Source organism: Acidovorax temperans (assembly GCF_006716905.1).
Classification (GTDB): Bacteria; Pseudomonadota; Gammaproteobacteria; order Burkholderiales; family Burkholderiaceae_C; genus Acidovorax; species Acidovorax temperans.
Genome location: NZ_VFPV01000001.1, coordinates 1,002,013 through 1,024,654, shown reverse-complemented (window position 1 = coordinate 1,024,654; position 22,642 = coordinate 1,002,013). Strand labels below are relative to the sequence as shown.

17 protein-coding genes and 2 pseudogenes are annotated in these 22,642 nt (G+C 63.5%); 8 read left to right on the top strand and 11 right to left on the bottom strand.

All coding sequences use genetic code 11. From position 1 onward, the window contains the following. Window positions 1–6: 6 nt before the first annotated feature. The 5 genes and pseudogenes from BDD18_RS04980 (at window position 7) to BDD18_RS22720 (ending at window position 5,987) form a co-directional block, all read left to right on the top strand. On the top strand, window positions 7–1,485 hold the full coding sequence (locus tag BDD18_RS04980) for an NADH-quinone oxidoreductase subunit M (protein ID WP_066788798.1): 1,479 nt from the start codon (window positions 7–9) through the stop codon (window positions 1,483–1,485). Between the two features lie 27 nt (window positions 1,486–1,512). Further along, window positions 1,513–3,006 carry an NADH-quinone oxidoreductase subunit NuoN gene (nuoN, locus tag BDD18_RS04975; RefSeq protein WP_044401377.1) on the top strand — a complete coding sequence of 498 codons (1,494 nt, stop codon included), beginning with the start codon at window positions 1,513–1,515 and terminating at the stop codon, window positions 3,004–3,006. A gap of 7 nt (window positions 3,007–3,013) precedes the next feature. Further along, window positions 3,014–3,319 (top strand): DUF2818 family protein, encoded by a 306-nt coding sequence (locus BDD18_RS04970; protein WP_066691293.1) that lies wholly within the window; start codon window positions 3,014–3,016, stop codon window positions 3,317–3,319. A gap of 36 nt (window positions 3,320–3,355) precedes the next feature. After that, entirely contained in the window at window positions 3,356–3,811 is a 456-nt protein-coding gene (locus BDD18_RS04965; RefSeq protein WP_066691290.1) for a DUF1178 family protein, read from the top strand. A gap of 311 nt (window positions 3,812–4,122) precedes the next feature. Continuing rightward, window positions 4,123–5,987 (top strand): annotated as a pseudogene (locus BDD18_RS22720) (methyl-accepting chemotaxis protein). 120 nt (window positions 5,988–6,107) lie between these two features. On the opposite strand, the gene BDD18_RS04955 reads toward BDD18_RS22720, so the two are convergent. From BDD18_RS04955 to BDD18_RS04945, 3 genes are all read right to left on the bottom strand, one after another. After that, the gene (locus BDD18_RS04955) at window positions 6,108–7,223 is read right to left on the bottom strand and encodes a lipocalin-like domain-containing protein (RefSeq protein ID WP_142081722.1); all 1,116 of its coding nucleotides are present in this window, start codon (window positions 7,221–7,223) and stop codon (window positions 6,108–6,110) included. Window positions 7,224–7,278: 55 nt separating this feature from the next. Continuing rightward, the gene (locus BDD18_RS04950) at window positions 7,279–8,334 is read right to left on the bottom strand and encodes a PLP-dependent cysteine synthase family protein (RefSeq protein ID WP_142081720.1); all 1,056 of its coding nucleotides are present in this window, start codon (window positions 8,332–8,334) and stop codon (window positions 7,279–7,281) included. 485 nt (window positions 8,335–8,819) lie between these two features. Further along, complete coding sequence (locus BDD18_RS04945) at window positions 8,820–11,468, bottom strand: FtsX-like permease family protein (RefSeq protein WP_142081719.1); 2,649 nt, start codon at window positions 11,466–11,468, stop codon at window positions 8,820–8,822. 222 nt (window positions 11,469–11,690) lie between these two features. Here BDD18_RS04945 and BDD18_RS04940 point away from each other — a divergent pair, with 222 nt between their 5' ends. Continuing rightward, window positions 11,691–12,122 carry an Hsp20/alpha crystallin family protein gene (locus BDD18_RS04940; RefSeq protein WP_142081717.1) on the top strand — a complete coding sequence of 144 codons (432 nt, stop codon included), beginning with the start codon at window positions 11,691–11,693 and terminating at the stop codon, window positions 12,120–12,122. Between the two features lie 9 nt (window positions 12,123–12,131). Here the strand turns inward: BDD18_RS04940 and BDD18_RS04935 are convergent, their stop codons facing one another. The 5 genes and pseudogenes from BDD18_RS04935 to BDD18_RS04915 form a co-directional block, all read right to left on the bottom strand. Next, window positions 12,132–12,806 carry an ABC transporter ATP-binding protein gene (locus BDD18_RS04935; protein ID WP_142081716.1) on the bottom strand — a complete coding sequence of 225 codons (675 nt, stop codon included), beginning with the start codon at window positions 12,804–12,806 and terminating at the stop codon, window positions 12,132–12,134. A 10-nt stretch (window positions 12,807–12,816) separates the two neighbouring features. Then, a complete protein-coding gene (gene miaA / locus BDD18_RS04930; protein WP_142081714.1) occupies window positions 12,817–13,830 on the bottom strand; it encodes a tRNA (adenosine(37)-N6)-dimethylallyltransferase MiaA in 1,014 nt (337 codons plus the stop codon). After that, on the bottom strand, window positions 13,820–15,064 hold the full coding sequence (locus tag BDD18_RS04925) for a multidrug effflux MFS transporter (protein WP_142081712.1): 1,245 nt from the start codon (window positions 15,062–15,064) through the stop codon (window positions 13,820–13,822). Before BDD18_RS04925 ends, miaA begins: the two co-directional genes overlap by 11 nt. Before the next feature lie 68 nt (window positions 15,065–15,132). Beyond that, on the bottom strand, window positions 15,133–15,972 hold the full coding sequence (locus tag BDD18_RS04920) for an alpha/beta hydrolase (RefSeq protein ID WP_142082522.1): 840 nt from the start codon (window positions 15,970–15,972) through the stop codon (window positions 15,133–15,135). Between the two features lie 374 nt (window positions 15,973–16,346). Further along, window positions 16,347–17,333 (bottom strand): annotated as a pseudogene (locus tag BDD18_RS04915) (PilT/PilU family type 4a pilus ATPase); the annotation flags it as partial. Between the two features lie 121 nt (window positions 17,334–17,454). On the opposite strand from BDD18_RS04915, the gene tnpA reads away from it, so the two are divergent. Then, on the top strand, window positions 17,455–17,886 hold the full coding sequence (gene tnpA, locus BDD18_RS04910; protein ID WP_026437438.1) for an IS200/IS605 family transposase: 432 nt from the start codon (window positions 17,455–17,457) through the stop codon (window positions 17,884–17,886). A gap of 39 nt (window positions 17,887–17,925) precedes the next feature. On the opposite strand, the gene BDD18_RS04905 is transcribed toward tnpA, so the two are convergent. Together BDD18_RS04905 and gdhA are read right to left on the bottom strand one after the other, a co-directional pair. Next, window positions 17,926–18,144, bottom strand: coding sequence for a hypothetical protein (locus BDD18_RS04905; RefSeq protein WP_244938987.1), 219 nt, complete (start codon window positions 18,142–18,144; stop codon window positions 17,926–17,928). Between the two features lie 162 nt (window positions 18,145–18,306). Further along, window positions 18,307–19,650: an NADP-specific glutamate dehydrogenase gene (gdhA, locus tag BDD18_RS04900; RefSeq protein ID WP_142081711.1), complete on the bottom strand. Its 1,344-nt coding sequence runs from the start codon at window positions 19,648–19,650 to the stop codon at window positions 18,307–18,309. A gap of 441 nt (window positions 19,651–20,091) precedes the next feature. Between gdhA and BDD18_RS04895 the strand changes: the two genes are divergently transcribed. Next, window positions 20,092–21,261 (top strand): glycerophosphodiester phosphodiesterase, encoded by a 1,170-nt coding sequence (locus BDD18_RS04895; RefSeq protein ID WP_142081709.1) that lies wholly within the window; start codon window positions 20,092–20,094, stop codon window positions 21,259–21,261. Window positions 21,262–21,310: 49 nt separating this feature from the next. Here the strand turns inward: BDD18_RS04895 and BDD18_RS04890 are convergent, their stop codons facing one another. Next, window positions 21,311–22,621 (bottom strand): IS4 family transposase, encoded by a 1,311-nt coding sequence (locus tag BDD18_RS04890; protein WP_142081708.1) that lies wholly within the window; start codon window positions 22,619–22,621, stop codon window positions 21,311–21,313. Window positions 22,622–22,642 lie beyond the last annotated feature (21 nt).

The window sequence follows — 22,642 nt, the reverse complement described above, 5'->3', positions numbered from 1 at the left end:
AACAAAATGAGTTCGTTGTTGAGTCTCGCAATCTGGACGCCTATCGTTTTTGGTGCCGTTTTGCTCGCTTTGGGGCGCGATGAGCACGCGCGTGCAGTGCGTTGGATTGCATTGATTGGTGCGCTGGCCGGTCTGCTGGTGACCCTGCCTTTGTATGGCGGCTTTCAGACGGGTACTGCTGCCATGCAGTTCGTGGAGAAAGCGGTTTGGATCGAGCGCTTCAATATCAACTACCACCTGGGCGTTGACGGTATTTCGTTTTGGTTCGTGCCCCTGACAGCTTTCATCACAGTGATTGTGGTGTTGGCCTCCTGGGAGTCCATTACAGAGCGCGTCAACCAGTACATGGGCGCTTTCCTGATTTTGTCGGGGCTGATGATTGGCGTGTTCACGGCCTTGGACGGCATGTTGTTCTACGTCTTTTTTGAAGCCACGCTGATCCCGATGTACCTGATCATCGGTATCTGGGGTGGTCCAAACAAGATCTACGCGGCCTTCAAGTTCTTCCTGTACACGCTGCTCGGCTCCCTGTTGATGCTGATCGCGCTGATCTACCTGTACAACCAATCAGGTGGCAGCTTTGATATTGCAGCCTGGCACAAGATGCCACTGAGCAGCACGGCCCAGACACTGTTGTTCTTCGCTTTCTTTGCAGCGTTTGCAGTCAAGGTGCCGATGTGGCCTGTGCACACTTGGTTGCCTGACGTGCACGTGGAGGCTCCTACGGGTGGTTCCGCCGTGCTGGCGGCCATCATGCTGAAGCTGGGCGCCTATGGTTTCCTGCGCTTCTCGCTGCCCATTGCTCCAGATGCATCGCGCGAATGGGCATGGCTGATGATTGCCCTGTCTTTGGTCGCTGTGATCTATGTCGGTTTGGTCGCCATGGTCCAGAAAGACATGAAGAAACTGGTGGCGTACTCTTCGGTCGCACACATGGGCTTTGTCACGCTGGGCTTCTTCATCTTCAATGACCTGGGCGTCTCTGGCGGCTTGGTTCAGATGATTGCGCACGGCTTTGTGTCGGGTGCCATGTTCCTGTCCATTGGTGTGTTGTACGACCGCGTTCACTCGCGTGAGATTGCTGCCTATGGTGGCGTCGTCAACACCATGCCCAACTTCACTGCGTTTGCATTGTTGTTTGCCATGGCCAACTGCGGGCTGCCGGGCACTGCCGGTTTTGTGGGCGAGTGGATGGTGATTCTGGGCGCTGTCAAAGCGAATTTCTGGATTGGCCTGGCTGCTGCAACCGCGTTGATTTTTGGCGCTGCCTACACACTGTGGATGTTCAAGCGTGTCTATCTGGGCCCCGTGGGAAACAGCCACGTCAAGGAACTGACCGATATCGGCAGCCGCGAGTTTCTGATTTTGTCGCTGTTGGCGATTGCCGTCCTGGCAATGGGCTTGTACCCACGCCCCTTCACCGACGTGATGGATACCTCGGTGGCTGAATTGCTCAAGCATGTGGCCCTGCAAAAGCTGAACTGACCGACAGACAGAACAGAGAGATTTGAGATGATTGACAACATCAGCTGGCTTGCGGTCTACCCCGAGATCGTGCTTCTTGTGATGGCCTGCGTGATCGCGCTGGTTGACCTGTGGGTGAAGAGCCCCCGTCGCACGGCAACCTATGTGCTGACCATGCTGACACTGGCTGTGGTGGCTGCCCTCGAAGGTGTGTACGCCAGCAGTGGCAACACCTTTTATGGTTTCGGCAACATGGTGGTCAGTGACGCCATGGGCAATTGGCTCAAGTGCTTTGCCACGATTGCAGTCATGGTGACCTTGGTCTACTCACGCCCCTACGCTGCAGACCGCGACATGCTGCGCGGCGGCGAAATGTTCACGCTCTCGATGTTTGCCTTGCTGGGCATGTTCATCATGATCTCCGGCAACAACTTCCTGGTCATTTACCTGGGCTTGGAGCTGCTGACGCTGTCCAGCTACGCCCTGGTGGCCTTGCGCCGCGACAATGCGACCGCGACCGAAGCGGCCATGAAGTATTTCGTGCTGGGTGCCATGGCCAGCGGTTTCTTGCTCTACGGCCTGTCCATGCTCTATGGCGCCACAGGTTCTTTGGATATCGGGCAAGTGTTCAAGGCCGTGCTTTCGGGTCAGGTCAAGCACCAGGTGCTGGTATTTGGTTTGGTGTTTGTCGTGGCTGGCTTGGCCTTCAAGCTGGGTGTGGTTCCCTTCCACATGTGGATTCCTGATGTGTACCAAGGTGCTCCCACCGCCATCACACTGATGATTGGTAGCGCGCCCAAGCTGGCTGCGTTCGCCATCACCATGCGCTTGCTGGTAGACGGACTGCTGCCTTTGGCCATCGATTGGCAGCAAATGTTGGCTGTGCTCGCCATCGGCTCGCTGTTGATTGGTAACCTGGCCGCCATCGCGCAGACCAATCTCAAGCGGATGCTGGCGTACTCGACCATTTCTCAAATGGGCTTTGTGTTGCTGGGCCTGCTGTCCGGGGTGATCAACGGGCAGGTGAATTCGGCCGTGGCGGAGAACGCATACAGCGCTTCGATGTTCTATGTCGTGACCTACGTGTTGACTACCTTGGCCACGTTCGGTGTCATTCTGCTGTTGGCTCGCGAAGGTTTTGAAAGCGAAGAGATTTCGGATCTGGCGGGTCTCAACCAGCGCAGCCCCTTGTACGCAGGTGTGATGGCTATCTGCCTGTTCTCCATGGCTGGTATTCCTCCACTGGTGGGCTTCTACGCCAAGCTGGCGGTGCTGCAGTCGTTGCTGGCTTCTGGGCAGACCGCTTATATCGCGCTGGCCGTGTTTGCAGTGGTTATGTCGCTGATCGGTGCGTTCTATTACCTGCGCGTCGTGAAGGTGATGTATTTCGACGCGCCATTGACCGCCACCAGCGTATCCGCTCCGCTCGACGTTCGGTTTGTCTTGACTTTGAACGGCGCATTGGTGCTGGTGTTGGGCTTGTTGCCAGGCGGTTTGATGGCACTGTGCGCTGACGCTATCGTCCGCGCCCTGGCGACCTGAGGCGTCTGTGTCACAGACCGCTGCCATTTGGCTGGTGATTTTGGCTGCTCTGGTGGCGGCCAACTTGCCTTTCCTCAACCACCGGGTGGCGTTGGTGGGGCCTGTGGCTTCGCCTCGCAAAGGGTTGCTCATCCGTTTGGTGGAACTGGTCGTCTTGTACTTTCTGGTGGGCGGCTTTGCGATGTTGCTGGAGCGTCGTGCTGGCCAGAATGCTCCCCAGGGGTGGGAGTTCTACGCCATCACCGGTACGTTGTTTCTCACGCTGGCGTTTCCGGGCTTTGTGTACCGGTATCTATTGCGGCGCCATAGCTGAGTCTGCCGAGCTTTTTCCTTCTGAGCGATTGTTACCATGAAGGTGTTGGATCTGCACTGCCGTAGCGAACATGTCTTTGAAGGCTGGTTTGCGTCAGAGGAAGACTTCCAATCCCAGCTTGGCAAAGGGCTGGTTCAGTGCCCTCTGTGTGGGGATGACCAGATACAAAAACGCCTCAGCGCTCCGCGCCTGAATTTGCGCGCTTCGGCGTCAGCCAGTGCGCAGGTGCCCACCGCCGAACCTTCGCCACCGCCTCAGCTACCCTCAGACGCTTCGCAGGCTGCGGCGTGGCTGCAGCGGATGCGGCAAGCTGTTGCTCAGTCTGAGGACGTGGGCGAACGCTTCACCGAAGAAGCCCGCAAAATGCATTGGGGTGAAGCTGACCAACGCCCCATTCGTGGGCAAGCAAACATTGATCAAACGCTGCAGCTGCTGGAAGAGGGCATTCCGGTGCTGCCGCTGCCCCCAGCACTGAAAGAGCCGCTGCAATAGACGCTTGCCCGGGTCTGCGCCGCTGCTTTCGTGGGGGGGCGGGCCTAGGGCATGAGTTCTGCCTCTGTGCGTATCCAGCCCGGTGCGGTGCTGCCTGCACCGAAGCAGTTCGCGCCATTTCTCCCTTTTTTGCCCAGCTTAGGCCCACCGTTGTTGGGTTTGGCCTATCGGTATCTTGCGAGCGGTTGCGCGTTGGCAGATGGGCCGTTCGTATTCGCTCAGCAACGATCCTGAAGTCGTGGAAATGTCTAGATACAAGCAGGCTAGGGCGCTCCATAATTTGCAAACACTTACATACTTCAGGTGGTGATATGTTTCAAACCCTGCGCGCCAGATTGATCGCCATTTGCGTAGCGATCACCGTTTTCTCTCTTTTGACGCTGGCCTTGGCCACCTTTTTCATGGTGCGCAAGGACACGCTGACGCAGCTGGATTACCGGGTGGGGCAGGTCACCCGATCACACGCCAACGAGTTGGCGGAATGGGTGCGTGAGAAGCAACGTATTACGGGCTCCCTGAAACTGGCGGTGGGCCAGTCAGAGCCTTTGCCATTTTTGCGGGCAGCCAAACAGGCCGGCGCGTTCGACGACACGTATTTTGTGTAAGCCGACAAGCGCAATATCTTTGACCACCCCATGCCCGAGGGCTACGACGGCACCGCCCGGCCTTGGTACAAGCAGGCAGCGCAGGCCGGTGCGCCGGTGCTGACGCCTGCCTATGTGGACGCGAGCCTGGCAAGCTCACCATCACCTTCGCTGAACCCGTAGGCCCCGCAGGTCAACCCACGGCTGAGGTGGGTACCGACATGCATCTGGACACGGTGACCAAAAAAGTGGCCGCCATTCGTCCCATCTCCAAGAGCTTTGCCTTCCTGATTGATGGGGAAGGCAAACTGCTGGCCAACCCCAAGGCGGATCTGGCCCTGAAGCCCGCCTCAGAAATTGCCAAAGGCATTGATGCTGGCATGCTCACGAAGCTGGCCTCTGACAGCACGCGTGCCGATGTGTTGATCGACGGCGCAGACCAGATGCTCTACGCAGCCAAGGTGGAAGGCACTCCATGGACCCTGGCCATTGCCATCGATCGCGCCGAAGCCACCCATGCCGTCACCGTGATGCTGCAGATCGCTGGCCTGATCACCGTGCTCAGCGTCTTGGTGGCTGTGGCACTGCTGACAGTGGCCGTGAGCCGCCAGCTGCGTCGTCTGGGCCTGGTCAGCGATGCGCTGCGTGACATCGCATCGGGTGAGGGCGATCTCACACGCCGTCTGGAAACCCAGGGCAAGGACGAGCTGGCCGCCATTGCCACGTCGTTCAACCAGTTCGTGGACAAGATCGCCAAGGTGCTGGTCAGCATCCGCGAATCTTCGGAGTCGGTGCGCCTTGCCTCGACCGAGATTGCCAGCGGCAACCAGGATTTGTCGGCACGCACTGAACAGCAAGCAGGCTCGCTTGAAGAAACCGCCGCCGCCATGGAAGAGCTGACGGCTACGGTGCAGCAAAACGCCGCCAATGCCCGTCAAGCCAACGAGCTGGCCACCGGCGCTTCGCAAGTGGCTTCGCACGCCAGCACGGTGGTGGGCCAGGTGGTGCAGACCATGGGCGGAATTGACGCCTCGGCCCGCAAGATCGTGGACATCATTGGTGTCATTGACGGCATTGCCTTCCAGTCCAACATCCTGGCCCTGAACGCTGCGGTGGAGGCCGCCCGCGCCGGTGAGCAAGGGCGCGGCTTTGCAGTGGTGGCCTCTGAAGTGCGCACGCTGGCCCAACGCAGCGCCACAGCCGCCAAGGAGATCAAGGAGCTGATCAGCGAATCGGCCTCGCAAGTGGAGGCTGGCAGCAAGCTGGTGCAAGAGGCTGGCGCCACCATGGACAAGGTGGTGGAAAGCGTGCGCAAGGTCACCACCATCGTGGCCGACATCAGCCTGGCCAGCCAGGAGCAAAGCACGGGCATTGCCGAGGTGGGCAGCGCCGTGACGCTGATGGACCAGGCCACCCAGCAAAACGCTGCCCTGGTGGAAGAAGCCACCGCCGCCGCGCAATCGCTGCAACACCAGGCGGTGGCGCTGGCAGAAGCCGTAGCCGGCTTCAAGCTCGACCACGGCACCGTTGGTTCATGGGCCAGCAGTGCTGCACCCCAACGGGGGCAGGCTTTGGCGTTGAGCCAGGACTGAGTTCTTCATGTTTGGCGCGTGGTGGCGCGCCGTTCAAAGAGCCTGCGGCTACCAGCCCCAGGCTCTTTTTTTGGGTTCAGCCCTGCCTGCCGCGCTGTGGTTGGCCCAAAGGCATTCCGGCTACAGTCGCATAGCCTTGGTGTACCCCGTCATTTCCAGATAACCGCGGCCCGCCGCTTGGCCATTGGCGTGGGTCAGGTTCGACAACCCCTCCCAATACACCGCGCCGGTAGACGCACTGCTGTCCAGCTCTTGCGCGTCCAGCACCGCATTCACCGTGTAGGTGCCGACCGGGGTTTGCACCTCCCACTGCACTGGGTAGCGGGCGCCGCTTTGGGGGCTGGTCCACCACCGCAGCGGGCGCCACGATACGTCGGTGGCTGAGAACACCTGTGGCGTTATCTGGCCCGCGCCTCTGAACGATCCACCAGCCCACAGCGCCGATCCATCGGCGCGCCGCAGCCGGAAGGCCGTGAGCGCACTGCCGTCGTGCAGGTTCATCCCGATCCAGTCCCACCCCACTGCATCGTCTGCCAACAGGGCTTCGCTCCATTCATGGTCCATCCAGGCGCGTGCAGGTCGGGTGGGGTCAATGGGCAGGGTGCGGCCGCCCACCACCATGCTGCCGCTCACGGCCAGCTGGGGCTGGCTGTAGTAGTAGCTGGCCTGTTCGGCCAACGGCCCCTTGCGCGACAAACCCCGCTGCCCCTGCAGCAACAAGGGTTGGGTGGATTCAAACTGCAGTTGCAAACCAAATTGCTCACCCGTGATCCGTGCGGTATAGCGGCTTGCAGTTGCATCCGCGCCAGGGCCCGGCGCGTTCTGCCGCAGCAAGCTCCAGTCGCGCAGCCGCACTGCCGTGTCGGCTTCGCTGGCTTCTGCCACGCCAAACCCGGCGCGCGCCACGCGCTGGTCGTGCAGCAGCTTTTGCCCCTGCACATCGGTAATGGCCGCGTGGGCAAACAGCAGCTGCTTGGCGGCAAACGCTGACCGCATGGTTTGTGTGGCATCCATGCGCGAGCGGAAAAACGTCACCTGAAACCCCCAGGGCCGGCCATCCGCAAACGCGTGCCCGGTGATGTACCACCACTCGGTGCGCAGGTCAGGGTGGCTGCCGTGGTCGCGCGGAAACTGCAAGGTCTTCGCTGGCAACGCCAAGCCATCACGCGCCGTGGCGGCACCAGCCATGACCAATGCCCAGGCCAGCCACTGCCGCCGGGCAAAGCGTGGTGACATGCCCGCCGCTGTGGGGGGCTGTGACTGTGGCCAAGGGGGCAAGCCAGCCATGGTGTCAGGCCAGCAGCGCGTTCAGGCGCTGCTCTGCGCCTGCGCAGTCGCCCATCGTCTGGTGCACCCAGTCGCAGTTGTAGTACGTGGGCAAATACCGCTCCCCCGCATCGCACAGCAGCGACAGGATCGAGCCGCTCTCGCCCCGCTCACGCATCTCATGCGCCAGCGTGAGCATCGCCACAAAGTTGGTGCCGGTGGATGGCCCCACGCGCAGCCCCAGCAGTTGCGACAGCACCCGCATGGCGGCGACCGAATCCACATCCGCCACATCCACCATGCGGTCTACCAGCGTGCGAATAAAGCTCGGCTCCACCCGTGGGCGGCCAATGCCTTCAATGCGCGAGCCGGGGGCCGTCAGGCTGGCATCGCCCGTGCGGTGGTAGGCGCTGAACACCGAACCCGCCGGGTCGGCCACGCACACCTGCGTGGCATGCCGCTGGTAGCGCACATAACGGCCCATGGTAGCGCTGGTGCCGCCCGTGCCTGCGCCCACCACAATCCAGCGCGGCACCGGGTGCCGCTCGCGCGCCATCTGGGTGAACATGCTCTCGGCAATGTTGTTGTTGCCCCGCCAGTCGGTGGCCCGCTCGGCATAGGTGAACTGGTCCATGTAATGCCCGCCCGTCTCCGCCGCAATGGCTCGGGCCTCCTCATACACCTGGCCCGCACTGCCCACCAGATGGCAGCGCCCACCGTGAAACTCGATCTGCGCAATCTTCTCGGGCGAGGTGCTGCGCGGCATCACCGCCACAAACGGCAGGCCCAGCAGTCGCGCAAAGTAGGCCTCGCTCACTGCAGTGGAGCCGCTCGATGCCTCCACCACCGTCGAGCCCTCATGCAGCCAGCCATTGCACAGCGCATACAAAAACAGCGACCGCGCCAGCCGGTGCTTCAGGCTGCCCGTGGGGTGCGTGGATTCGTCTTTGAGGTACAGGTCAATGCCGTGCGCAGCAAAGGCGAGCAGGCGCAGCGGGATCAGGTGGGTGTCGGCGCTTCGCTGGTAATCGGCTTCGATGCGGGCGATGGCTTCGTGGAGCCAGGGGGAGGGGAGGGTCATGAGGATCGTTTGAGTGGATTGATCGTCGGCAAATATTTACTCAAAGGCTCAAATAGTCAATTTTTGGCATTTGAGTAGAAAATTCACGTTTTACGCAATCGTCTTCCAGTTAGTTTTTTTGCCGGTCGGATAATTTTGAATAAATTAGCTGCCGGGACCTTTTTTCTTATTCACCTTCTTTGCGATGGCTTTTAGTTTCTTGATTCGTGGTTCGTATATTTCTTGAAGAACATGCTCGGTTAGTTCGTAAGCCGGGCAAACCCAATCTGGCGTACTGCTTGCTCGAAACGGTAATTTCAGTAATTTTCGGTCCACTGAGAGCTCCTTTGCTGAATTGTTGTTTTGTGGAAATTATGTTTTGAATTTTCCTGAAATTATTAGTGGATGCATAAGTAGGGATCAAGTGGACTTAAATTTGACCAGTGAGTGGGGTATGAAGCTTTTGATGGTTCTTTGAGCAGCTCCGCTGCAGTCTTTGACGCCTCTCACCAATCCTCCTTCACCGCCATCACCGCATCCCTCCCCGCCGCCGCCCGCCCGGCCAGCCACGCGGTCACCGTGCCTGACACCACCACCGCCGCACACAGCGCCCACAAGCGCGGCGCGGGGATGTTCATCTCCATCGTCCAGTGAAAGCTCTGCGGGTTGACCACGTGCACCAGCACGACGGACACTGCCAGGCCCAGCAGCACGCCTGCGATGGCACCGATGCCCGTCCATGCCGCGCCTTCGCCTGCCACCACGGCCAGGATCTGGCGGCGGGTGAGGCCCAGGTGGGCGAGCAGGCCGAATTCTTTGCGGCGGGCCAGGACTTGGGCGCTGAAGCTGGCGGCCACGCCGAAGAGGCCGATGCCGATGGCCACGGCCTGCAGCCAGTAGGTGACGGCGAAGCTGCGGTCAAAGATTTGCAGCGAGCGTTCGCGGATGGATTGGGCGGAGACAAATTCGACCAGGGGCGGATTGCCATCCGCGCTGTGGTTGGCGGCACCTGAGTCGCTGGTGCCCGCTGGTGCTGCCGCGCTGGCCTGCTGCGCCGCGTTGCGGATGCGGCTTTGCAGTGCGGCCATGTCCACCCCGTCTGCAGGCCACAGGGCCAGGTCGCTGATGCGGGTGTCGCCCGTCAGGCGCTGGTAGGCGGCGCTGTCGAGGGTGATGGCCCCGGTCTGGCGCACATAGTCGCGCCACACGCCTGCTATGAAAAACGTAGCTGCCTGCGCTTGATGGTCGGTCGCTGCAGGCATAAAAGCCTTGGAAAGCTCGGGCCACGCCTGGCCGGGGCGCACGCCATACAGGTCCACCACCGCCTCGCTCACATACACGCCGATCTGCCCCGCAGGCACGGGCAGTGCCGGGCCGGTGAGGGGCAGCACCTGGGCGGGGTCGGTGCCCAGCGGGCGGCTGAGCACGGTGAGAGCGGGGCGGGTGGCGCTCAGTTGCAGGGGGCTGGTGCGCAGGGGCGATACCTTGTCCACACCCGGCAGGCGGGCCACCACTTCGGCAAAGCCGGGGGGCAGCAGAGCGGCGTCGCCCCCCGCAGCTTGCAGGGCCGAGCGCACGTACAGCGGCGAGGGCAACACTGCGTCCAGCCACTGGATGACCGAGCCGCGAAAGCTGGCCACCATCACCGTCAGCGCCACGGCCAGGCTCAGGCTGGCCACCACGCCGCCCACGGCAATGGCGGCGGTGCCGCGCATGCGGCGGGCGCGCTCCAGCGCCAGCAGGGTGAGCGGGTGGCGCGCTGCCAGCGGCTGCAGGCGCTGCAGCAGCCAGGCCACGCCCCAGGGCAGCAGCGCAATGCCGCCCACCAGCAGCAGGCCAATCGCCACATAGGCCGCCAATGGGATGCCAAAAACGGGCGGAAGCGCCGCCAAACCAGCGCTAGCAGCTATCAAAACCAACCCAACCCAGCCCCGCCCGGCGCGCCCGCTGGCACTGCCCATGCCCTTCAGGGTTTGCGCGGGCGGCAGGGCCTGCGCGGCGCGGGCGGGCCACCAGCCGCCTGCCACGGCGGCGGCCACGCCCAGGCTGCCGTACAGCAGGGCGGCGGGCAGGCTCCACTGCAGGCGGGGCTGCACCCCGGCAAAGTAGCCACCGCCCAGGTCGCCACCCAACAACTGCAGCGCCGCGCTGGCCAGAGCGGTGCCCAAAGCCAGCCCGGCCAGGCTGCCCGCCACGCCCAGCAGGGCCGATTCGGCCAGCACCAGCGCCAGCCGCTGGCGCGGCGTGGCACCCAGCACGGCCAGCAACGCAAACTGCGGCCCGCGCTGCGCCACGCTGAGGGCCAGCACCGAGAACACGAGAAACGCCCCGGTGAACAGCGCCACCAGCGCCAGCACGGTCAGGTTGACGCGGTAGGCGCGCGAGAGGTTGCTCACCCGCTGCGCCGCATCGCCCGGCTCGGCCAGCGTGGCTTGTGCGGGCCAGCCGGGCAGGGCTTGCAGCGCTTGTTGGAAGGCGCTGCGGTCGGTGCCGGGCTGCAGTTGCAGGTCGATGCGGGTGAGCTGGCCCACGCGGCCCAGCAGGTCTTGCGCGGCGCCAATGTCCATCACCGCCAGCGGTGCGCCGGGGGCGCTCACGGTGCCTGCGACTTGCACGGCCAGGGTGCGCAGGCCGGTTTGCAGTTGCAGCGTGGGGCGGGGCTGGCTGCCCTCGGGCGGCACGCCCAGCGACTGTAGCGCAGCGGGGTTGAGGTAAACGGTGGCGGGGGCAAAGAGGGCATCACGCGCCGCGCCCTCCCACGGCCGGGGCATGAGGACTGGGGCCATGGCGGGCAGCAGCAGGGCATCGGCCCCCAGCAGGCGCAGGGCGACGGGGGCAGCGACGGGGGCTAGCGCCACAGGGCGGGCCATGGCCGTGGCCTCCAGCACCGGGTTGGCGCGGGCCACGTCGGGGTGGGTGGCGATCTGGGCAAACAGGTCTTCGCCCAGCGTGCCTTGCATGGGGCGCACTTCCAGGTCGGGCTGGCCATTGACGGCGCGAACGGCCTGTGAGAACTCGTCCAGCGCCGATGCGTTGATGACGTGCACGGCAAACGCCAGCGCCACGCCCAGCATCACCGCCGCCATGGCCGCGGCGCTGCGCCAGGGGTGGTGGCGCAGGTCTTGCCACGAGAAGGTGCGAAGCAGTGCGAGCATGGGGGCATTGTGCAGGCCGGTCTGCGCGGGGCGGTGGCTGGGGCTTTTTGAGGCACATCAACCCGCGCATGTTGGCCCGGCGGGGGCTCTTGAAATGGCAGAACGCGGGCCGTAAATTGGAAGGGAAGGTGGTGGAGGTTTCTGCCTCTGGCTGCCTGCAGGTCTGGTGCCAGCCGTGCGCCAGAGATGTTGAATTCCACACAACTTTCAAGGAGCATCACCATGAGTTCTCTGATTCCCCGTGGCGGCAGTTTGCTGGACGAGTTCTTCAAAGATGTGGCGCAGGGTTTTTACGTGCGCCCGCTGCACGGCGACGGCCTGCCCTCGCCTGCACAGATCAAAGTGGATGTGAAAGAGTCTGACGGCGGCTACACCGTGCACGCCGAGGTGCCCGGTGTGGCCAAGGAGGACATCCATGTCTCGCTCGAAGGCAATGTGGTGAGCCTGCGCGCCGAGGTGCGCCAGCACGACCAGCAAACAGACGGCGAAAAGGTGCTGCGCTCAGAGCGCTACTTTGGCCAGGTGGCCCGCAGCTTTGCGCTGCCCGCCGATGTGGACGCCAGCCAGGCCAAGGCCAAGTACGACAACGGCGTGTTGACGCTGACCCTGCCCAAGAAGCAGGCCAGCAACGCGCAGCGCCTGCACATCGAGTAACCGAAGGCTTCAGCCCACCATGCCGCTGGCCGTCAGGCGCAGCACGCGGTCGGCCCGCGCAGCGGCAGCGTCAGAGTGGGTGACCAGCACCAGCGAGGCCCCTTGCTCGCGCGTCTGGGCCAGCAGCAAGTTCATGACCAGCGCGGCGGTGGTGGGGTCGAGGTTGCCCGTGGGCTCGTCGGCCAGCAGCAGGCCGGGGCGGTGCACCAGGGCGCGGGCAATGGCCACGCGCTGCAGTTGCCCGCCACTGAGCTGTTGCGGCAGTCGGCTGCCCAGCGCACCCAGGCCCACGGCATCGAGCATGGCTTGCACGCGGGCAGGGTCTGTCTGGCCCAGCAGCATCAGCGGCAGGGCCACGTTTTGCGCCACGTCCAGGTGCGGCAGTACGTGAAAGGCCTGGAACACAAACCCCACATGGGCGCGGCGCCACAAGGCGCGGGCGGTGTCGTCCAAATCGGCCAGCCGGGTGGCGGTGCCATTGGCGGCGGTGTAGGTGATGTCGCCTTCGTCCCACTGGTCCAGCCCCGCAAGGCAGTTGAGCAGGGTGGATTTGCCCACGCCCGAATCGCCCACGATGGCCACGAACTCGCCGGGCTGCACGGCGAAGTCGACCTGAGCGAACACGGGCGTGCCGCCGTAGTGCTTGCCCAGGTTCTGAATGGTGAGCGTGCTGTGGGTGGGCATGGGTGACAGGTCAGGCAGTGGCGCCTGCGCTGCGCTCGGCCTGGTTTAGCCGCAGCAGCACGGCTTGCACCAGTTCGGCCACGGCGGTGGGATGGTCGCAGGCAATGGCGTGGCGCTCGGGCATGCTGCGCAGCCAGGTCACCTGGCGTTTGGCGAGCTGGCGCGTGGCGACGATGCCGCGCTCGCGAAAGTGGGGGATGTTCAGCGGCGCATCGGGCCCCTTGCGGGCCTGGTAGTCCAGCTCTTCCCACGCCTGGCGGTAACCCACGCAGCGCATGGATGGCAGGTCGGCATGCAGGTCGCCGCGTGCACGCAGGGCGCGCACTTCGTCCATGAAGCCTGCCGCCAGCATGGCGTCAAACCGCTGGGCAATGCGTTCGTGCAGCCAGGCACGGTTGTCTGGTTCTAAGGAAAAAAGGGCTGTAGCGCTTGCTGCGCTTGCGCTGGCAGCTCCTTTTTTTGTAGTGTGAAAGCTTGACAGCGGCTGGCCCGACACATGCCACACCTCCAGTGCGCGCTGAATGCGCTGGCTGTCGCCCGGTGCCAGGCGGGCGGCGGTGGTGGGGTCTACCTTGGCCAGCTCGGCGTGCATGCCGGGCCAGCCAATGGCCTGGGCCTGGGCTTCAAGCTGGGCACGCACCTCGGGGTTGGCGGCGGGCATGTCGTCAATGCCGTCCAGCAGCGCCTTGAAGTACAGCATGGTGCCGCCCACCAGCAGGGGCAGGGCGCCACGCGAGCGGATCTCGGCAATGAGGCGCGTGGCGTCTTGCACAAACTCTGCGGCGCTGTAGGCCTGCAGCGGGTCACGGATGTCGATGAGGTGGTGCGGCACGGCGGCACGCTCTGCCGCGGTGGGTTTGGCGGTGCCAATGTCCATGCCGCGGTACACCAGGGCCGAGTCCACGCTGATGATCTCCACCGGCATGCGCCGCCCCAGCACGGCAGCCAGGGCCAGCGCCCCGGCGGTTTTGCCCGATGCGGTGGGGCCTGCCAGCGCAATGTTGGGCAGGTGTTCAGGCAGCATGTCGCGGTTCTCCAAATTTTTGTACCAAAGTCCAGGACGTGGCGCCCAGCACCACCGACCAGAAGAGCACGCCCTGCACCAGGGGCCATACGGTGCCATTGAGGTGCGAGCCCACCCAGCCCCCTGTGGCAAAGGCGGCAAGCATCATCACGAACCCATTCATGGCCGATGCCACGCCAGCCGCTTGCGGAAAGGGCGCCACCGAGCCTGTTTGCCCGCAGGGCTGGTGAATGCCGTGCGCCACCATGAACAGGTAAAACGGTGCCAGCAGGGCCACCGGGTTTTGTGAGCCAGCCAGTGCCACCAGGGCCAGGCCCGTGCCACCGGCCAGGCTCAGGGCCCCGGCAATGGCCACCGAGCGGCGCAGCCCCAGCCGCGCCAGCAGGTTGCGGCACACAAAGGTGCCGCAGAAGTAGGCCACGCTGGTGGATAGCATCACCCAGCCGTACTGCGTGCGGGTGAGCTGCAGCACTTCGATGAACACGAATGACGAGGCTGCGAGGAAAGTGAACAGGCCGCCATAAGTGGCGGTGGTGAGCAGTGTGAAGGCCCAGAAGCTGGGGTGGCCCAGCACCAGGCGCCAGGTGCGCAGCAGCGTGCCGGGTTGCAGGGCCTGGGGGTTTTTGTGGGAAATGGTTTCGGGCATGCGCAGGGCCACCAGGGCCAGTGTGGCGGTGGCGTACACCGTCAGGGCCAGCAGGGCGGCGCGCCAGCCCAGCCACTGTGCCAGCAGGCCACCCACGGGGGCGCACAGGCAGGCCACGATGCCCAGCCCGGTAAGCGCCTTGGACATGGCACGCGCACCGGCCAGCGGGGTGTACAGGTCGCGCACGATGGCGCGTGCGCACATCACCACCGCGCCCATGGCTGCGCCTTGCAGCACACGCCACACGACCAGCAGGGCCATGCTGGGTGCCAGGGCGCTGCCCACCGATGCCGCCGCGTAAATGCCCAGGCCCGCCAGCAGCACAGGGCGGCGGCCAAAGCGGTCTGACAGCGGGCCCCACACCAGTTGCGAGCAGCCAAAGGCCAGCAGCAGGGCGCTGAGCGTGAGCTGCCCCGCGGCCACACTGGCGCCCAGGTCGCGCGTCAAGGCGGGTAGCGCGGGCAGGTACAAATCGGTGGTGACGGGCTGAATGCTCAGCAGCAGCGCCAGCACCACGATGGCCAGGCTGGCGGAGGGATGGGAAGGCGTTGGAAGCGCGGCGCCGGCAGTGGCGGAAGGTGCAGACATAACCGGCTGAGCGTACCAGATGGTGCCGGGCCGCAGGCCCGTGCGGCCTTGTGATGCGCGGTGTGGATTCAGCGTGTGGGCAGGCGGAACAGCGAGGCCATCGCCTGCCGGTATTGGCCCTGGCCGATGGCGTTTGTGTTGTGGTGCGAGCCGCCTTCCACCAGCACGAATTGCTTGGGTTCCTGGGCGGCCTCGTACAGCTTGCGGCCCAGCGCGGGCTGGATCAGGCGGTCTTCGCTGCCGTGCACCACCAAGAGGGGCGAGCCAATCTCGCCCACCTTGCGCACCGACTCAAAGCGCTGCGTGATCAGCGGCGACACGGGCAGCCAACCCCAGCGGAAGGTGCTCACCACGTCAGGAATGCTGGTGAAGGTGCCTTCCACCATCGTGCCCTGTTCGTCCTGCACCTGGCGCGCCAGTTCGATGGCAATGGCGCCGCCCAGCGAGTGGCCGAAGATGTAGCGGGGGCGGTCGGGGTACTGGGCGGCCAGCCATTGCCAAGCGGCGCGCGCATCTTCGGCGGAAGACGCTTCAGACGGCAGCCCGGCGCTGCTTTTACCAAAGCCCCGGTAGTCAATTGCCAGCACCGAAAAGCCCAGCTCGTGCATGCGCCGGATGCGGCCGGACGAGCCCGCCACGTTCCAGCGCGCACCATGCAGGTACAGCAGCACGGGCGCATCAGCCTGCGGCTGCGGCAGCCACAGGCCGTGCAGTTGCTCTGGCTTGCCGTCGGCCTGCGTGGGCAATTCAATCCACACATCCTGCATGCCTTCGGTGGACTGCGCGCCGCCCCAGCTGCGGTCGCTGGGCTGAAAAATCCATTCGCGCTGTTTGGCGTCGAGCGTGGCGCAGCCCACGCTCACGGCCGCTACCAGGGCCAGCGAGAGAACAAGAGGGGTTCTTTTCATCCTCGGGGTGACTCGCGCATCACCACAAAGTTCGCCATCCGTGAACTGCACGGTGAAGGGGCGAGGCGTGGCGTTGACCGCATGCCCACCCGCAGCCTGGTAGCGCCGGGTGGGTTCCTCGTCAGAGGTCAGCACAATGGGCGGCATGAGCTGAATGCTCTTGATGGCCGAGAAAGGCAGCGTGATGGCGGCAGCCCCTTCGTGCGGCATCAGTACGGTCAGCTGTGCCTGAAGGTCAAACCGCTCCAGTGCACCGTGGCGGGTTTCGTTCGTGGTGGTGAAGACGATGGCCGCTGCCCCCGCCAGGGTGTCTTCCCCTGCGGCATCCCTAAAAAACGGCGGAAACGGCCAGTGCTGCATCCGCGCGCTTGCCGTCAAGCCAACCGTGCAGCCGACTGGATGGGCGAGGACGTGTCGATGGACAGATCGCCAGCGTCCTGCGTCGAAACCCCTGCTGCCAGGCGCACGCGCAGTGCCAGGTCGGTGCGCGAGTCGGCGTTGTGCAGCGCTTCGTCCAGCGAAATACGGTTTTCGGTGTAGAGCTGGTAAAGCGCCTGGTCAAAGGTGCACATGCCAATCTCGGTGCTGCGTCCCATGGCCTCCTTGATGCCCGAGAACTCGCCTTTGGCGATCAGGTCGGAGATGTAGGAAGAGTTGAGCATCACTTCCACCGCCGGCACCAGCTTTTCGTGCAGGCCGGGAATCAGCCGCTGCGACACCACGCCCGCCAGGTTCAGGCTCAGGTCCACCAGCAACTGCCGGTGCGCTTCTTCGGGGAAGAAGTTGATCACCCGCTCCATCGCCTGGTTGGCGTTGTTGGCGTGCAGTGTGGACAGGCACAGGTGCCCCGTTTCTGCGTAGGCAATCGCCTGCTTCATGGTATTGCGGTCGCGGATTTCGCCGATCATGATCACGTCGGGCGCCTCGCGCAGGGCGTTTTTCAGGGCTTCTTCGTAGGAATGGGTGTCAATGCCCACCTCGCGCTGGTCTACCACCGAGAGCTTGTGGGCGTGCAGAAACTCGAGCGGGTCTTCAATGGTGAGGATGTGGCCCGTGGCGTTTTCGTTGCGGTAGTTGAGCATGGACGCCAGCGTGGTCGATTTGCCCGAACCCGTGGCGCCCGTCACCAGCACCAGGCCGCGCTTGCGCATCACCAGCTTTTCCAGCACAGGCGGCAGGCCCAGGGCAGCCAGCGGCGGAATCTTGTTCTTGATGTAGCGAATCACCATGCCGGTTTCGCCGCGCTGCACGAACACGTTCACCCGGAAGCGCCCCAGGTTTTCGGCCGAGATCGAGAGGTTCATCTCCATCTTGGCTTCGAACTCGCTGATCTGGCGCTCGTTCATCACCGAATAGGCTAGCTACCAAAAGGAGGCCCCCCGGCTCTGCCGGGGAGGCAGTAGAAGTTTGACTTTTCAGGAGGTTGTCCACCGTAGAGACTTTCAATCGTGAGCCGCCAAGCAAACGAAAGGAAGAAACACGATGGACAAGTATGAAAGTTTGAGTCACACGGCCTGGGATTGCAAATATCACGTGGTCTTCATCCCCAAGTGTCGAAGGCGAACGCTGTACAAGCAGCTACGCGAACACCTGGGTGAGGTATTCAGAAAGTTGGCCGCGCAAAAGGAATGCAGGGTTGAAGAGGGGCATCTGATGCCCGATCACGTGCACATGATGCTGTCGATCCCACCGAAGTACTCGGTGTCGCAGGTGGTGGGCTTTATCAAAGGCAAGAGCGCAATCCACCTTGCGCGGGTGTACGGAGAGCGAAAGCGCAACTTCGTGGGTCAGCACTTCTGGGCGCGAGGGTACTTCGTCTCGACGGTGGGACGCGACGAAGCGGTGATACGGGAGTACATCCGAAACCAGGAGAAGGAAGACGAGAGGTTGGACCAACTCGGTCTATGGAGGTGAGTAGCCACCGATAGGTGGCCCCAAGAATGAGGGGCCGCGTTAGCGACCCCTTACAGCCGCTTTGAGCGGCTCACATCCCGAATGCCCCCGGCTTTGCCGGGGGATGGTTACTTGCTTGACCTGCCCCGGGCGCAGCGCGGGCATTTTCAGCGGGTGGGTAATGCCCTCGATCTTCAAGTTGACAGGGGCTCCCACACTGAAGAACAGATCAGAGCCTGCCTTCTCGACCATGAGATTGAGGAAGCTGAAAATTTCCACGCGCGCGTCTCCTTGAGGAAAGGGGTTACCTTTGCTGACATATTGTCCAGGCAGTGAGCATACCGGCATCGGCACATCCACCGACACGCCCATGAAAAAAGGGGCCGAAGCCCCTTGGTGTTGACCGGCAGGCGCCACTCGGCACCCTGTGCGGCATGGATGTCAGATCACTCCTTGGGCCAGCATGGCGTCGGCCACCTTCACGAAGCCCGCCACGTTGGCGCCGTCGATATAGCTCACGCTGCCATCGGCGCGCTTGCCATACTTCAGGCAGGCGGCGTGGATGCCTTGCATGATCTGCAGCAGGCGCGCGTCCACTTCTTCGCGGGTCCAGCTGATGCGCATGGCGTTCTGGCTCATTTCCAGGCCGGAAGTGGCCACGCCACCGGCGTTGGATGCCTTGCCGGGGGCGTACAGCACGCCAGCGGCTTCGAAGGCCTTGGCCGCTTCGATGGTCGAAGGCATGTTCGCGCCTTCGGCCACGCACAGCACGCCGTTCTTGATGAGCAGCTTGGCGTCGTTCTCGTCCAGCTCGTTCTGGGTGGCGCAGGGCAGGGCGATGTCCACCGGCACATGCCAGGGGCGCACGCCTGCTTCGAACTTCACACCGGTGCGGGCAGCGTAGTCACTCACGCGGCCGTAGTGGTGGTTCTTCACGTCCATCAGGATGGCCAGCTTCTCTGGGGTGAAGCCTTCTTCGTCAATGATGGTGCCGCTGGAGTCGGACACGGTGACGACCTTGGCGCCCAGTTCCATGGCCTTTTCGACGGCGTACTGGGCCACATTGCCCGAGCCGGACACCGACACGCGCATGCCCTTGAAGGACTTGCCGCGGGTCTTGAGCATTTCGTCGGCAAAGTACACCGTGCCGTAGCCAGTGGCTTCAGGGCGGATCAGCGAGCCGCCGAAGCTCAGGCCCTTGCCGGTGAACACGCTGGAAGCGTTGTTGGCCAGCTTCTTGTACATGCCGGCCATGTAGCCCACTTCGCGGCCACCCACGCCGATGTCGCCTGCAGGCACATCGGTGTCGGGGCCGACGTGGCGGTACAGCTCGGTCACGAAAGCCTGGCAAAAGCGCATGACTTCTGCAGGGCTCTTGCCCTTGGGGTCGAAGTCGGAGCCACCCTTGCCGCCGCCCATGGGCAGGGTGGTCAGCGCGTTCTTGAAGGTTTGCTCGAATGCCAGGAACTTCAGCACCGACAGGTTCACCGAGGGGTGGAAGCGCAGGCCGCCCTTGTAGGGGCCAATGGCCATGCTGTGCTGGATGCGATAGCCGCGGTTGACCTGCACGGTGCCGTCGTCGTCCGTCCAGGACACGCGGAACATCACCACGCGCTCGGGTTCGACCAGACGCTCCAGCAGGCCTTGCTCTGCGTAGCGGGGATTCTTCTCGATGAAAGGCCACAGGCTTTCCATCACTTCCGTGACAGCTTGCAGGAATTCAGGTTGACCGGGATTGCGAAGAGCCACCTGCGAAAGGAAGCTGCCAACGGAGTCGTATTTCATGGTTGAAGAGGCTTGTGGAGGTCAAAAAAAAGCAGCCGTTGCTTGCTGCAATGCGACATTATGTCAAAGCGTCATAAGGTCATGCCGAAAATCTGCACAAGCTTGGTGAATTGGTGGCCTTTTTGCATTGAATTGGTGCTCGAATGCACCGCCGTGGGGTGTGAATGGCGGCGGCCAAGGTAGGGTGCTTACCCCTATGCACCGTCATGGTGTTGTCACAGAATGCCCCCACAGTCGGCCGGTTCACTACACGCATACCAAGGGATGTCCTGCATAACTCCCTGCGGTCTGTGATAGCGCGGCCTCGGGCAGTCCACTGCGTTGCTTTTCTTGCCAATAGCCCGGCTATTGGCTGCAAAAAGATGCCTTGTGGCCCATCCCGATCCGCACTATCACCGACTCGCGAGGGTTATGCAGGACATCCCAAGAGGAGAAGCGCTCATGCACACATTCAGCATTCGTCCTGCGGCCCTGGCGCTGACGGCAGCCCTTGCGTTGGCAGCCTGCGGCGGCAGCGACAGCCCCAGCTACCCCACACTCAACGGCGACACCCCCTTGGTGATTGGCCACCGCGGCGCCAGCGGCTACCGGCCTGACCACACGCTGGAAAGCTACAAGCTCGCCATCGACATGGGCGCCGACTTCATCGAGCCCGACCTCGTTGCCACCAAGGACGGCGTGCTGGTGGCCCGCCACGAGCCCAACATCACCGGCACCACCGACGTGGCCACCCGCCCCGAATTCGCCAGCCGCAAGACCACCAAGAACGTGGACGGCGTGAACGAAGAAGGCTGGTTCGTCTCTGACTTCACCCTGGCCGAACTCAAGACCCTGCGCGCCGTGCAGCCCCTGTCGGACCGTGACCAGTCGTTCAACGGCAAGTTCCAGATCCCTACGTTTGAAGAAGTGCTGGACCTGGCCAAGGCCGAAGGCACCAAGGCCGGCCGCACCGTGGGCGTGTACCCCGAAACCAAGCACCCCACCTACCACGCCAAGCTGGGCCTGCCGCTGGAAGATCGCCTGCTGGCCGTGCTGTCCAAGTACGGTTACACCACCAAGGCGTCGCCGGTGATCGTGCAGTCGTTCGAGGTGTCCAACCTCAAGTACCTGCGCACCAAGACCCAGGTTCGCCTGGTGCAGCTGGTGGATGCCAACGACGTGAACGCCGATGGCAGCATGGACCTCACGGCCCCCTACGACAAGCCCTATGACTTTGCCGTGGCCGGCGACTCGCGCACCTTTGCCAGCCTGCTGACCCCCGCAGGCCTGAAGGAAATCAAGACCTACGCCGATGGCATTGGCCCCTGGAAGCCGTACCTGATCCCTTCCAAGCAGGTGGACGCCAACAAGGACGGAAAGCCCGACGACCTGAACGGCGACGGCAAGATCGACGAGCGCGACCGCGTGATGATGCCCGCCACCTCGGTGGTGAAGGACGCCCACGCCGCAGGCCTGTTTGTGCATGCCTACACCTTCCGCAATGAAGCCAAGCGCCTGGCGTCGGACTTCAAGGGCGACCCCAAGGCCGAGTACAAGCTGTTCTTCAACCTGGGGGTGGACGGCGTGTTCAGCGACTTCACCGACACTGCCAAGGCTGCGCGCGACAACTGATCGCGCCAGCGCTGCCAATAAACAAAAGCCCGCGATTGCGCAATGCCAGTCAGTTAAGAGCTGACTGGCATTTTTTCGTTGGGAATTTGGAAGCGCGTTTTTTGACGACCCTTGGGAAGCGGCGCCCAGTGCGGCGTGGCCGCAGCACGAAGTGTCGCGATTGCGCCAACAGGGCTGCCAACTGCTTGGGCAAGGTGCCCGCAGAGTCCAGGCTGGGGACCGCCAGTAAGTTCACGATGGCGTAGCTGGCCGTATGGAAGCTGATGCGCTGGGGCTCGACCTGGACGTGCGCTGCCATCTCGCGCATCCAGCGGCGCAGCAGTGTGTAGGCGATCAGCACACCCCACAGCTCCTGGCGCACCAGCGCGGGCTGCTTGCTGCGCAGCACCGGCTCACCTTCCTGCAGGGTCTGCTTGATCTCCCGGAACCCCAACTCGATCTCCCAGCGCTGGTGGTAGAGCTCGGCCAGCTCCTGCGCCGGATGCGTGCGGGGACACAGCAAGGATGTGATGAAGCGGCGCAGCCGTCCACCCACGCTCACCTCGATCAGGCGTGCCTGCCAGTGGCTGGGCAGATGCGGGTGTGCCTTGCGCGCTTGCGGGGACACCGGCATGCGGATCAGCGCATCGCCGCACGCCAGTTGCTGGACGATCTCATGGCGCAGATTGTCCCGCGCGCGCATCAACCAGTGGCGCTGCGTACCCGCAGCCTGCCAGTCCAACAGGAACGCTGCCGAGAAGTACGCTCGGTCAAACAGGGTCACGGAGTGATCCTCGCCGCGCAACTGCGCTGCCAGGCTCAATTCGCCGCAGTCCATGGCGCCGAGCTTGGCATCAAGCATCTCGTGGCTGTGTGTGTCCATCAGGCAAGTGGCGCGGATCTGCGGCCAGGGCGAGAGGCCATGCTGGTTGCTGCAGCTGCCCAGTTCGACTCGATTCTCAGGGGTGTCCGGCGCCGACCAGACCACACCATCCACAGCCAGTACGCGCAGTGGCTGGCGCACATTCACCGCAGGACGGCTCCAGGCTTGGGTCAGTAGAGCGAACAGCTCGGCCAAAGGCTCCTCGCCCAGGCGCTGGCGGGCTTGCACGCTGACACTCGGTGCAGGCGGCGCTTGTCCATCCAGGCTCAAATCCAGCTGCTGCACCACCTGCCACAGTGGCCGGTCGCGAAACAGCGCCAGTCCGATCACAAGCCACACGGCATGTTCGGCAGGCAGCTTGCGCCGGCGGATGGAGGCCTTGCCGCTGGTCCCCAGCGCCTGTGCGATCCAGGCAGGGTCTATCAACGCGCTGAGCTGCTCGAGGCGATCAGGTACTCGGGGCAGGGTCTCGCGCAAGGCGTTTGCAAGCAGGCTCATCAAGAAAAAAGGGAACGTGTT